Annotated in this window: 9 protein-coding genes; 3 read left to right on the top strand and 6 right to left on the bottom strand. The window is 52.0% G+C overall.

The features are described from left to right. Positions 1-88: 88 nt before the first annotated feature. Entirely contained in the window at positions 89-1900 is a 1812-nt protein-coding gene (locus KNO71_RS04050) for a hypothetical protein (RefSeq protein WP_214687357.1), read from the top strand. 34 nt (positions 1901-1934) lie between these two features. Here KNO71_RS04050 and KNO71_RS04055 read toward each other — a convergent pair whose 3' ends face one another. The 4 genes from KNO71_RS04055 to KNO71_RS04070 form a co-directional block, all read right to left on the bottom strand. Continuing rightward, entirely contained in the window at positions 1935-2447 is a 513-nt protein-coding gene (locus tag KNO71_RS04055; protein ID WP_214687359.1) for a hypothetical protein, read from the bottom strand. A gap of 184 nt (positions 2448-2631) precedes the next feature. After that, the gene (locus tag KNO71_RS04060) at positions 2632-4701 is read right to left on the bottom strand and encodes a heparinase II/III family protein (protein ID WP_214687361.1); all 2070 of its coding nucleotides are present in this window, start codon (positions 4699-4701) and stop codon (positions 2632-2634) included. 113 nt (positions 4702-4814) lie between these two features. Further along, positions 4815-6908: a heparinase II/III family protein gene (locus KNO71_RS04065; protein WP_214687362.1), complete on the bottom strand. Its 2094-nt coding sequence runs from the start codon at positions 6906-6908 to the stop codon at positions 4815-4817. A gap of 148 nt (positions 6909-7056) precedes the next feature. Then, complete coding sequence (locus tag KNO71_RS04070) at positions 7057-10335, bottom strand: Ig-like domain-containing protein (protein WP_214687363.1); 3279 nt, start codon at positions 10333-10335, stop codon at positions 7057-7059. 352 nt (positions 10336-10687) lie between these two features. On the opposite strand from KNO71_RS04070, the gene KNO71_RS04075 reads away from it, so the two are divergent. Both KNO71_RS04075 and KNO71_RS04080 read left to right on the top strand, forming a co-directional pair. After that, positions 10688-11131 carry a sigma factor gene (locus tag KNO71_RS04075; RefSeq protein WP_214687364.1) on the top strand — a complete coding sequence of 148 codons (444 nt, stop codon included), beginning with the start codon at positions 10688-10690 and terminating at the stop codon, positions 11129-11131. A gap of 13 nt (positions 11132-11144) precedes the next feature. After that, positions 11145-12008 carry a tyrosine-type recombinase/integrase gene (locus tag KNO71_RS04080; protein WP_214687365.1) on the top strand — a complete coding sequence of 288 codons (864 nt, stop codon included), beginning with the start codon at positions 11145-11147 and terminating at the stop codon, positions 12006-12008. 46 nt (positions 12009-12054) lie between these two features. Here the strand turns inward: KNO71_RS04080 and KNO71_RS17750 are convergent, their stop codons facing one another. Both KNO71_RS17750 and tnpB read right to left on the bottom strand, forming a co-directional pair. After that, a complete protein-coding gene (locus KNO71_RS17750; protein WP_256439553.1) occupies positions 12055-12177 on the bottom strand; it encodes a hypothetical protein in 123 nt (40 codons plus the stop codon). Positions 12178-12259: 82 nt separating this feature from the next. Beyond that, complete coding sequence (gene tnpB / locus KNO71_RS04085; RefSeq protein ID WP_214687366.1) at positions 12260-13432, bottom strand: IS200/IS605 family element RNA-guided endonuclease TnpB; 1173 nt, start codon at positions 13430-13432, stop codon at positions 12260-12262. Positions 13433-13601 lie beyond the last annotated feature (169 nt).

Below are 13601 nucleotides of genomic sequence, written 5' to 3' on the forward strand. Positions count from 1 at the left end.
AAAAACGATTCCCTCTTTATGACAAATAGGCGAGAGATGGCAAAACCATTTGGGATATAATGGTTTCTAGAAAGAAGGAGGTACATTTATGTATAAAAAATTGTTAGGTTTTAGTCTATTATTCGTCGTCCTGTTCGGGATGCAGTCCGTCGAGGCAGCATCACCGTCGTATAAGACAGTCCAATCCACCCCACTGAAGGCGTCTACGCAAAAAGGGGCCAAGACCTTGATGACCGTGAAGACGAACACGAAAGTCGCGCTCCTCAGCAAGACGAACTCTTGGGCCCACGTCCAAATCGGTAAAACGAAGGGGTATCTCTCCATGCGGTCCGTCATGCCGCTCGAGACACCGATTGCTTCCTATGATATGAACGAAGTCATGAGCTATAAGGGCACGGACATCGTCAGTATCTCCGGGGTCAGCTATAAGATCGACCCCGCACTCAAGCCATTCTTCCAAAAGAACGGCACGGCACTTAAAAGCATGCTAGTCGTACCGAAAACAAAGGACCGTACGTTGATCGGTTGGAAACAGCTCAGTTTCTTCCCGCTCGGTCAACCTGCTAGCTCGCTCGTCATCGACAAGGTGGCAGCGAGTCGGATCGACAGCTTATACATCCCTTGGAATCCGATGTCACCGAACTTCACCTTGACGACGGCAGGACCGCTCCGTCAAGTCGTCGCGAACGCACATGCGCATGACCCTGCAATCGATGGTGAGGTACAAAAACTCACCTTGAACGGTCAGATCGAGCAACTCCATACGGCAGGGGAAGTCCAGATCGCCGGAAAAGGAACAATCGAACGGTGGGACATCTCAAAAGATACGGAATATTCATATGAGATTCCTATTCGGTATACAGGAGAGGTCGGCTTCTTGAACATCCGCAACACAGATGTCGTCGTACGCGGGACGAGCACGCTCAAAGTCCGTACCGTCGCGGCACCGACGAAGACGCATGTCCTCGGAGGAAAGAACGGCGTCATCGGTTCGATCAAGCCATCGAAGACGATTCGCGGGAAGAAGATGGGGAAAGCCGAACTCGCCATCGACAAGATGTTTTCGAACGTGAACGAAGCATCGGTCACGGCTACTCTCGACACGTTGAACATTCCCTACACGACAGCGCGTGTCGGCGACTATGTGACGGCACTTCGCCAAAATGAGGCGGCTGGACCGAGCAAACGCCTCGTCAACTCGGCGACCGACCTGAAAGACATCGTCCGTCTCGTCGATGCGGTCATGACGACGAAACAGATGACACCGGCCTACGTGCATACGTCAGATTCTCAACTGAAAATCCAGACGTTCCATGACCATGTCGACAACGCTTATTATTACAATCAATATACACGTGCTGTCACCGCAATGGTCGCGGATGGCACATTGCAGTCAATCCGTTTCAAACGTCCACTCATCGAGAAGAAAGAATGGTATATCAGCCAGGAGAAAGATCAGACGTTTGTGTACGATTTCCCTGTCGGATCGATTCGACTCGTCACCATCGACGGCAACACGACTCGTAGCCTCGTCATGGAAACGAAAGCATTCGAGCGTCCGAACTACCCGGAATCTCGAATCGAACTCGTCTCCATCAATGACAAACCGCTCTCTGCCTATCAGCAAGAGCCGCCTGCCTTTGAGGCGAAAGTGATCGAATCCGGATATCGGACGTATGTCGCCATCCGTTCGAGTGACAAGGAATGGTTACGAAACACTCACTTCTTCTCCGTCGATGTGAACGCAAACTATCGAGATGGGGGTCCGGTCTCAATGGACAAGATCAACCTCGGAGGATGGAAATCGTCCGAAACCGTCATCTTTGAGATGCACGGAGCGAAACGATTGAACAACCTCACGATCCGATCATTCGGCTACAAAGACGCCGTCTACAAGTGAAGCCTACAAAAAATGACATCCTCGGCTGAGGATGTCATTGTCCGTTCGGCTGACTGATGATCGTCAACCAGACGTTTGAGTATACGCCCGCTATAATCGCGTAATCGTTCGGGTCCGCCAAATTGAGCAGTCGTCCGTTCTGATAGAAGTATAGGTTCGTGATGACGCCACCACCTGATGAACCGATGGTGATTCCACGGGCCGTGAGCGTCTCGTCCGGGTCCGTGATGATCGAGACGACCGAGTCGAAGCGGTCCCGCTTGACCGTCAAATAACCGCGGTTTTGATCGATATACACTTCTTTAAATCCACGTGGGTAATGGGAAGCATTCCCATGAATGTACGGTCCTCTTTTCGGGTCGAGGCGAAGCGCCATCCCGCTGAACGTCAACTGTTCGCCGGTCGTGGACGGAAGAATGAAGTCATTCGCTTCCGCATCGTCCGCCGCGCGCGTCCAAAACACCCCCGCCACCAGCAACATCGCGACAAGCGTTACCTGAAGCCCACTCATCATTCTCTTTTTCATCCGTCTTTCCTTGCGACTCATTAGGTCCTCCTTCATGCGTTTTGCCTAGAACTAGTTCAAAAGAATGTATGACTTTATCCCTATCATCATCCAAACATTTTCGCATATGTAAATGATATACATGAATCTTATACAATTATTGTAATATTGTTGGCAAAAATCATCAAGGAAAAACTCAAATTCGTCTGTTTTTTTTATAATCGAGTCAATATGGAATTCGGATGACGTGCTTCGTCCCGCTCTCAAGCCAATATGAGACGATGTACCTATCCCCTGTTTCTTCCACTTGCGTCTTCACGATGCGAGAATGCGTCCGGTCGAGTCGGATGAGGGTCAAGAAGCGGACGTCCGTGCCACATTCGATGGATACGACCTGTGGACGACTCACCCATTCGAAATCACGAGGCGACACGTGACTTTCTTCGATCGTCATATACGATTCTTCCCCTGTCATGAGTTGGACGATCTGCATGGCGCGATTCGACGCATCCATGAACCGGACGTTCTGGGACTCCTGCGACCCTTCGACGAGGTCGAGCCCCGGCGCCACATGGAAGCGCTGGACGAACAGATCCGGTTCTGGTGACGTGATGCGGTCGAAGACGACGAGCGTCCGCGCTTGATCGTAGACGACCTTCCGAGTGTGGAGTGCCTCTTTTCCGATGAGACGGCTCACCCCTGTCGCCATCACCTGCTTTCCAGTCGGTTCAACAGATACAATCCCACTTTCTCCGACCCGCTCGACCGACAAATCGAGCTCGTCCCCGAGGCGATGCACCGTGTTGTGTGACGTGACGCGCATCGCCTCCAAGCGTTCCTCGCAGTCTGCATACCCATATCGCCCCGTCTCGACGATGAAATCACGCCCGAGCCCATACAGTTCGAGGCTCAGGTCGTCCGCATGCTTGTGGGCCGCACCGTGATAGCCCGCCGTCATCAAAATGTAGGTCGCATCACTAAAGGGACGCTTTACATGGGTCCAATATTCACGCATGACGGCATAGTTCGAGCCGAGGTTTACCATCCGTTCAGACGGACAAACCCCTTCCCCTCCCCCGCTCAACGCGTAACCGAGTGACGGGTGGGATTCGATGTCTGGAATCAGATGCCGTCCCCGAATCTGTCCGCCCGTGTCGCCAACCATCGGGAGGGTCCGGTTCGGCTTGATCAGATGGACGAGGCGGTCCGGCATCGCATCGATGACGTCAAACCGGTCAGATAAAGAGAATCCGTTCACGTTCGCCCAGTCGACGAAGCGGCTCAACATATGATAGACGTACACGTGATAGCCCGGCGAATGTTCGAGATGGGTCCCGTCTGTGGCGAGACTCGAATCGAGCTGGGCATCGAGACGCGCGCGGGCGACCCGTTCCCATTCCGGGCTCCGGTCGAACTCTGGGAAACAGGAGGCGATGGCGAAGAGCGCCATGTTCTGGAACAGCCCGTGATTATGGCGCGGCCGATAAAACGTCGGCGTCGCCAACAAGACGGCATGATCGTACAGCATCTTCAACAGCTTCTCGGTCATGGATGGGTCACGTTCGATCGGTGCACAGCGGTACGCCTCAAAGAATCCGAGCAGATGGAACACACGGATCGCCGTGCCGTGCTCATGGTACGCCTCACGTTTCCGACTGACCGTGAAGGCAGGATGACGTGTATGCCAACTATCGACGATACGGGCGGCGTGTTCCACATAAGCCGTCTCTCCCGTCACCTCGAAGGCACGGGTCAGCTGATGGACGGTCGTCAAATAATGGAGTTGGAGGTAAAAGGAGTTGTTGTCCACCCGCGGCACCATCTGATCCCAATCGAACGTGGCGACGTCCGCGACACGTAACGCGTCGGGTGCTGCCGGAATGTACCAGTCGCCTTGTAAGACACCGTACGCAAAGCGAACGGCCTGGTCGTCCGTCAATCGCTCATATCGATACGGGGCGATCGGCCGCTTGTCCTGGATGTACTGATGCACGAGCAGGCGGTCCATCCGGTCGGACAGCCTCGCTTTCGTGAGCGGGCGCGTCATGACGAGCATCGTATCGGACGCTGAGACGAGCGTCTGTCTGCCGCCAAGACGAACGACGTAATAACGACCGTACGGGCGTATGAGCCGACCCGTCCCGGTCTTCTCGAGTCGCGCCTCCGGTACGACCCGTCTTCCTTTCCACTGATAACACATCGTCCCCGCCGAGATGACGACGTCCCACCCGTGGCTCCCCCGTGCCGCGAGCGAGCCGCCAAATTGGGCGACGAGTCTTGCGATTGAATGTTCCATTCGTTCCCTCACTTGTCATTTGTTATACTTGAAAATTCTACCTTAGCAAATGGTGGGATTCAAGAGTTACCCAGTCGTTCACACAAAAAAGCCCAGCTTTCGCTGGGCCCTGCTCATTTTGGTACGTTGATCGTATTCGTCGTGCCGTTCGAGAGCGTATACGTGACGACGTATTGCTCCGGTTGCTCGGCTAACGAGGCGTCGACGATCGACGTGCTCGTCCGGTCAATCCGGATGAGCGTGAGGTAACGGACGTCATCCCCATACTCGATCGAGACGACTTGTTCACGCGGCTTCCATTCGAAGTTGCGGACAGACAAGTGACTCGGCTGAATCGACATGTACGACTCTTCGTCCGTCTCGAGCTGCATCAACTGGATCGTCCGGCGCTTGTCATCCCGGAACGTCACGTTCTGCGCGTCCGTCGAACCGGCGTATGGCTTCAAGCCGTCGCCGAGATGGAATCGCTGCACGAACATGTCCGGAGTCGGCGAAGTGATCTTGTCGTAGACGACGAGCGTCTTCGCCTTGTCATAGACGAGCGTCCGGCGATGAGTCGCACCTTTCCCGACGAGGGCACTTTCTCCGATGGCGATACTCGTATCGCCCTTGTCCTCGACCGATACGATTCGGCTCTTGCCGACCATACTTTTACTCAAGTCAAGATTTTCCCCATAGCGGTGCACGGTGTTGTGCGCCTCGACCTTGAACACTTCCCGGCGTCGTGGGTCCTTCGAGTAGCCAAAGCGTCCCGTCTCGACGATGAAGTCACGGGCGAGCCCGTACAGATCGATGCTCAAGTCATCGGCGTGCTTGTGACCGGTACTATGATACCCCGCCGTCATCATCACTTGGGTCGCTCCCGAGAACGACTCCGGTGGACGTGACCAATATTCGCGCATGAAGCTGTACTGGTCGCCGAGTTGTTTCGTCAACAGTTGCGGCACCGTCCCCTCTGCCCCGCCACTGACGGCGTAGGAGAGTTCCGGATAGTTCTCGGTCTTTGGAATAATGTTCATATCTTTTAAATAACCAGTCGTATCACCGAAGATCGGGAGCGTCCGGTTCGGCTTCAACATATAGGTGAGCTGGTCCGGCATCTTCTCGATATAACCCGACCGTGACGGCAAGACGAAGGCGTTGGCGTCGGCCCATTCGATAAACTGCGACAACGTTTCATACACATATACGTGGTAGTACGGTGAATGCTCCAGATGGACCCCGTCAGGCGAGATGCTGAAAGCGAGTTGGGCCTGAAGGCGCGAGCTCGCGAGCGACTGCCACGTCTTGCTCTTGTCGAACTCTGGGAACGTCTGTGCAATCGCCGTGAGCGCCATGTCTTGGAAGATTCCATGGTTGTGCTCTTTTTTATAGAAGTCAGCGGATGCTAAAATCTCGCCATGCTCGTACAGCGTCTTCAAGATGAGCTCGGTGAACGCCGGGTCTTTGTTGAGCGACGTCTGCTTGTACACGTCCCAGAAGTTCAATAGATGGAAGACGCGGAGCGCAGTGCCCTGGTCGTTGTATCCCCACTTGAGTCGTTTATAGTTATAGGCCGGATGCGCTTTCGTCCAGCTTTTGACGAGACGCTCGCCATATTTGAGATAGGCGAGGTCGCCCGAGTCGTTATACGCCTGCGTCAATTGGTTCAACACCGTCATGTAGTGGATTTGGAACGGGAACGAGTCATTGTTGACATCCGGGACGTCTTTATGCCAATTGAACGTGTCGATGTTCGGTACGGACAATTGTTTCGGCTCCGCCGGGATGTACCAATTGCCGGCGAGTGCCTGATCCGCGTACTGTTTCGCCCTTTCGGTTGAGAGCGAATCATATTCATACGGGATGTGGGCATCGGTCTCTTTCATGTATGTATGAATGAGCGGACGGTTTGTCGCCGATTGGATCCGTGATTTCGTCAACGAGCGGGCCGGGACGACCTCGGCTTGACTCTTCTTCACGTAAATGCGTTTGCCGCCTGACATGGCCAGATAATACCAACCGGACGGGCGGACGATGCGATACTCTTTCGTCGCGTTCGTCTTCTGGAGCGGGACTAACTTCTTGTCTTTCATTTCTAGGAGCGTCGTCGACGGGGCGACACGGACGTTAAAGTCCGAGTTTGCCGCCGCATCGGCCGTGACCGGGGCGAACAGGAGTATCCCGCTCAACACGCCGATCGATAATCGTGTATACAAAGGTTTCATGATATTCCTCACAGTTTCTGTTTGATTTTACCCTGTAAATTATATCCATCTATCTATGAATAAACAACTTTATTTTGGATTATATTTACCTTTTTTATTATTTTTTCAATATAAAAACACCCACTCGTCGAGGAATGGGTGTCATAAATCAATAAACCGTCAACTTCCGTTCCACCGTGGCATAGCCTGCCCGATAGATGCGAACAGTCATCTTCGTTCCTTTTTTCTGTTTCGGAATGGCAATCTTGAACGATTGACTCGACCCGACCTGTGTCGTCTTTCCGACTTGGCGATTATTCGCATACACTTTGACGCTCGCTCCCGCATCCGCTTTTCCACTTACAAACGTACTCGTCGTGCGAATCGCCGAGACACTCGCCGTCCGGAAGGCTTTGAGGATCACGGTCGTTGTTGCGGACGATGTGTTTCCAGCGACGTCACGAGCCGTCACCGAGATCTTTTGTCCAGCGAGCCAGTTCGACACGTTCAAACGATAGATGCCTTTCGAGTCCGCTTTGGTCGTGTACGTTTTACCGCGATACGTGACGCGAACCGTGGCCCCTGCTTCTGTCTTTCCAGTGACTTGCTTCAGTGGGACGACCGCTTGTTGAATCGTCGGTTTGACCGGGGGTGTCTTGTCGGCGACTTTGAAGGTCATCGACTTCGTCTGCCCGAATGCATCTTTCGATACGATGCGAAGCGATTCGTTCGCCACGAGCGGTCGAACGATGGCGACCGCAAAGCTTCCGTCCGCCTTCGCACGGTTCGAGGTGATGCGTTTCCCAGACTTGTCGTAAATATCGAACGAGATGTATGGATCTAGTTGCCCCGTGATCGTCCGACGGTCTGAAGAAGCTTTCAAATTTTTCGGCGTCGTCAACGTGGACGGACCTTGGAGTGTATTACTGAATGTATAACGTACCGTACCATCCTCGTTCCGAAGTCGCAGTTCCACATTCACCGGATAGCTGACAGGCTCTGGCAAGTTAATGGTCGTATCATAATTGGACAGATTAATCTTTTGCCCATTCACAATCAAGTCGTAGGCAGAGTAACTGATCCGGCGTGTTTCGTTAGCCAACCACAGTTTCGTTCCGCCTGCGTTGATTCGAACGTCCTCGATGCGATAGTCGAACACGTCCGGCGTCAACGTCCGTTTGTTTCCGACCTCATCCACGACGGTGACCGGAAACAGATTCATTGAATACTTGGATACAGGATAATCAAGCTTAAAGGAGAAACGTCCCGTTTCATCCGCACGTTGTGTAACGTCACCTGTTCTTCCGAAACGTACTAACGTGAGCGGGTCTGTTTTGCCAGAGATGACCTGGTCCCCATATAAGAGCCGATCGAGTACGAGCGATGGAGGTGTGATGTCTTTGACAGTAAGTGTGACCACTCGCTTTAATCCGTTCGGGTTGACCACCTGAATTCGAATTTGGCTCACGCCTGCTTCTTTAAATGTAGCCCCAGTATTTGGTTTAAAGTCAAAAGCATAACGCCATCTTGAAATCGAATCAACCGTTTCCCAAGCCCCGTTAGTAAAGTATTCCACTTTCAAGTCATCAATGAGGTCATCACTCTGTACCCGAACCGTTTCTGTCATTTCAGAGAGAGTCGTCGTATTAGGTTGACCATTGATCGTCAAATTTGGTGCAGTCTCATCTTTTGGCGTAAACTCATATGTTGTGATATTTTTCTTGTCGCTACTCTCGACAGCGAAACGATAGGTCCATTTTTTTAACTCTTGTTGAAGTGTGAAGGAGAAAGCGCCGTCGGTCCCGGTCTTCACTTCCATTCTCGTGCCCTCAGGATTCCATTCTTGGACGCGATTATAGAAGACGACCGTCGCATTCGGCTCTGCATGACCCGACACCACTTTCTCCCCTTCGATGAAACGGGTGAGCGTCGGGGCAGTCATCGCTTGATGGATGCCATCAACATATGGAGAAACCTGTTCTCCCGTACTGACTCGAAGTCGATAAGTCGAACCGTACGGAATATGAACCTCACCTTTTCCTTCGTATAATGAAGTACGAGCTACTTCAATCTCCCCGTTTTTACGCATAATCTGCACTTCTGCTTCCCGAGCCGGTAAGGATGCCTCGATATACATCGTTTCATTCAAAAAGCGTACCGTCGGCTCGGCAATCATGCGTTCTTCTTTTACCGAGATGGACGTAGATAACCGTTGCATCCCGAAATCTGTTTGAAGATAGAATTCATATACTCCCGACTCAAAAAGCGGTAACTCCGTAGAGAACTTTCCATTAGAATCTGCTTGTACTGAGAAATCCCCGTTATCAGAACGGATGAATAGCTTAGCATTCGGTTCTGTTTCTCCCGATAGTTTGCCCGATACGGTAGATGGTGTCGCCTCAATCGTCAAGGGGAACGTAGAATCCACGTACTGACGAATCGATTGTTCCGCTAAAACAGTTCCATCTTTTTTGTATGTGATGGTTTTATGCGACGTTCCGTCCGTTCGAAGTGAAATATAAAATAGTCCTGACTCGTCTACCGTTACTTTTTCTCCATCATATGTGACAGTCATGTCGGGATCTGTCACACCGTACACACCGAAATATTGGGCGACGGAATAGTAAGGCTGCTCCGAAGTCAAACGGACCGGATCAATCTTCACTTCTTTCTCGACAAGCACTTCATTGTTTGGATGGAGCACTTCCACTCTACCTGTGAGCCCTTTAATGTAGTCATCGAACGGAATCGACAACTCTACTTCGAAATGACCATTCGCATCCGAGACAGTGGAAAGGGTCCGGTCATAAAGAGTGAGACGGACATTCTGATAAGGCAAGGTCGTACCGTGAACACGCGACTGACTCCATTGCATCGAGTCGACCTGAATCGGTAAATCAAAAGAATCATCGAACGAATAGCTTCCAGTGACACTTCGTTTCCCATTTGACGCTTTCGTATAAGCTTTCACTTCGTTACCTTGTTTTTTGGGAATTGAAAGTACCTCGACGCCCCGATATGTTTCACCATCATAAATCGCGATGATTTCATAACCAGGATTTGACTGAAGCTGCATCTTTCCAGATTCGACTCCATAAAAGTTTGGCGGGATCGGACCTTTTTCAATCACGGAGGCACTCACTCGCTGAACTGGTTTGTAATAGACGTCATCCTTTTGATAGAATGTCACGATTCGTTCTCCTACTGCCTCAGCTAATGAGACAGTGAACGTTCCGTCCGATTTCACACTAACAGGTCGAATCGTTTGATCCACGCCATAATATAATGGCTCTGTGTACGAAGTCTGTCCCATGAGCATCTTGCTGTCAGGCTCAAATGCCTGAACAGTCAGCGTGCCCGATGCTTCGACAGGTGACAAAGTAGATACTAACAAAATCATGACCAACAAAATCATCATCGTTTGTTTAATAATGGATTTTTTATTCATTTTTCATCCCTTTTTTCTTTTTATTATGTAAAAAAATAAATTTTTCCGACATTTAATATATCACCACCCTCCTCATTTAGCCTACATATTTTTTGATAAGGTCGTCCGAAATCTATCGACAAGACTCGACAATCTGAAGAACCCTTCACCTTTCATCCTCCTATAATGGTTGTTATGCGGTTTTCGCACCTCGCCAACCGTGTCGTTTCGTCAAATCAAATCGGATGTAGCCTCGAAATGCTGTATCTCATTTGCGCCAAGCCTTACGGATCAAAAGCAGGGATTCTCTATAACAACCATTATGCTGTAACCACCTAGGAAACTTGAGACGCGCGCGGGAAAGCAGCCCTTCATGCCAGACGCAAACGAACAAATCAAAGAGTGGGAACCGATGATCTATTACGTCATCCGCCAACTCCATCTTCATCCGAACGAAGTCGACGATGCCGCCCAGACGGCACGAATCGCCCTATGGCGAGCCATCCAAGACGGTAAGACGCTAGGGAAAACCTACTGTTTCATCCGCATCCGTGGGGCCATCTTGAACGAGCGTGCCAAACAGGCGAAGACACTCCAACACGAGGTGACGAGTGAGTGCCTCCCCGAGCAAATCGACAAGAGTGAGGTGCCGCTGTCCCTCTGGCTAGACGACAAGCGTTCCACTTTACCAAATCGTCATTTCACCTTACTCTGCCATATGCTTCACGGAACTGAAGCATCGCTCGGGTACTCCCCGAGCCGCCTCCGCGCATACAAGGCCGAACTCCAGCGGATGCTCCGTGAGGACGACAAGTAAGAGGAGAATGAAGATGACCCTACACATGAAAGACGCTGTCGACCAGCACGTCCACTTTTTACGCATGACCGGAAAATCGGACAACACGGTTAGCCAGGCAACCTATAAGTTCGCCCGCTTCCAAAAACTCATGGGACAGAACGGAACTCTCGACGACTTCAAGACGAGACAGGACGTCATGCCGTATATCAATGCCCTCCGCTCGGAAGGATGCCAACCGGTGACCATCAACAATTACTTGAGCGCACTCCGCGGCTTGTATGACTGGGCGATCACCGAGCAACTCGTCACGCACAATCCGTTTCATCACCTTCGCGTGAAAGTGACCGAACGTCCACCTTCGGACGTCCCTACGCCAAGCGCCCTACACCGAGTCATCGATGCGATCGACGTCCCGTTGTATCGAACCTTTTTGACGCTCCAGTTGCATACAGGGATGCGCATCAACGAGGTGAGACAGCTGACACTCGATGCGATCGATTTAAACGCGCGTCTTTTGTACATCCACGAATCAAAGACAGGGAAACCGCGCAAGGTCCCACTGAACGATGCGACGCATGCGATGATGACGACGTATCTGGAAGAAGAGCGCCGATGCATCGATTCGCCATACGTCTTCCCGAGTGCCCGCGGTGATCTCATCTGCAAGACAACGATCAACCGTCACCTGAAACGCGCCGCCGAGGACGTGCTCGGTACATCCGTCACGTCGCATACGCTCCGGCACGCCTTCACGTCACATCTCTATGATATGGGCGTCAAGGAGACGACGTTGTCCGAGTTGCTCGGTCATAGCGAGCCAAAGACGACCCGGCGCTACATCCGCGTGCGCGAGGACCATCTGCGGGATGCGGTGGAACGATTGACGTTGGAATGAACACAGGAACATAAAAAATCCGGTCCACGAGCGACCGGATTTTTGATCATCTTTTCATCACATATACCTTCAATAGATATCCGATGATTCCAATTAATGCGGCAATCGCAAGATACACGATTGGCACGAGAAGTTGCGGCGCGGTCAGAGATACGACGTAAATAAACATCGCGGTATTGAACTACCCCCACCTACGCTTCGCTTGGAGGTGGGGGATTCCTGAGTTATCCGACCTGACAGTCGGAACCTGATCAGGCTAGCCCCGTCGTCCCGACGGTTGAAGAAGCCAACATTCGCTCGGCTTCTTGTTTGAGGTTCAATCCTGCGTTCACATCACGGTCGTGGTGGACCCCGCAAGCCGGGCATGTCCATTCACGCAATGCGAGATGTTTCACGTCTGTGTGTCGATGGCCGCAACCCGAACACAATTGGCTCGAGGCGAAGGTCTTCCCGACCTTCACGACGGTCTTCCCGTACCAACCAGCCTTGTACTTGAGCATGCGATGGAACTCCGACCAGCTCACTTCGGAGATCGACTTGCTCAACTTGCGGTCCTTCCGCATGTCCTTCACCTGCAGGGTCTCGATGCCGATGACGTCGTGGTTTTTGACGATCTCGGTCGACACCTTGTGCAGGAAGTCGGTGCGTCTGTTGGCGATCTTCTCGTGGATGCGGGCGACTTTCCGCTTCTGCTTCTGGTAGTTCTTCGCCTCGGAAAGTCTCACCTTCTTGTTCAGGGCGATGCGCTGACGACGGGACAGCTTGCGCTGCTCCCTTACCAGCTTCTTCTCGAGTGTACGGAAGTAACGGTCGTTCTTGTACAATGTGCCGTCCGATAGAACGGCGAAGTTCTTCAGCCCGACGTCGACGCCGACCGATGAACCGGTCTTCGGCAGCTCACTGATCTCCTGCTCTACGAGAAGAGAGACGAAATATTTACCCGAAGCCGTGCATCGGATCGTGGCGTTTAGGATGCGTCCCCCGACCTGTCTCGAGTTGGCGAACCGCACCCATTTCAGCTTGGGGAGTTTGAGTTGATTCCCGACGATCGAGACCTCGGGGAGCTGGGACTTACCTTGGATGTTCGCCGTATAAGATTGGACGGGATTACGCTTCGACTTGAAACGGGGATGATTCCCCTTTTTCTTGAAGAACTTCTTATACGCGTCGGCCAGGTGTTTGACACTGTTCTGGACGGCCGTGCTGTCCACTTCCGTCAACCAACTGAATTCTTGCTTGAGCATGGGAAGTTCTTTCGAGCAGGCATCATACGACAGTCCCTTGCCGGTCGCTTCATGGGCCGCGTCCCATGAAGCCAGGAAATGGTTGAACACGAACCGGGAACAGCCGATCGTCTTGGCGATCAGGATTTCCTGTTCCTTCGTCGGGTAGATCCGGAACTTATAGCCCTTGTGCTTCAACATGACGTCCACCCCCTCTGAAGATATTATACCCGAAGGAGAGGCTGGCGATTCATCTCCCACTTTCACGTAAGCCCTGTCCTTAACGTTTAGAAGTGGGCGTATTCTCGCTTAATTTTGATAAAGAAAAGTAGCAGGAACAAGCTAACATGTTTCAATGTATTTCCCCCCT

Source organism: Exiguobacterium sp. s163, assembly GCF_018617135.1.
Taxonomy (GTDB): domain Bacteria; phylum Bacillota; class Bacilli; order Exiguobacteriales; family Exiguobacteriaceae; genus Exiguobacterium; species Exiguobacterium profundum.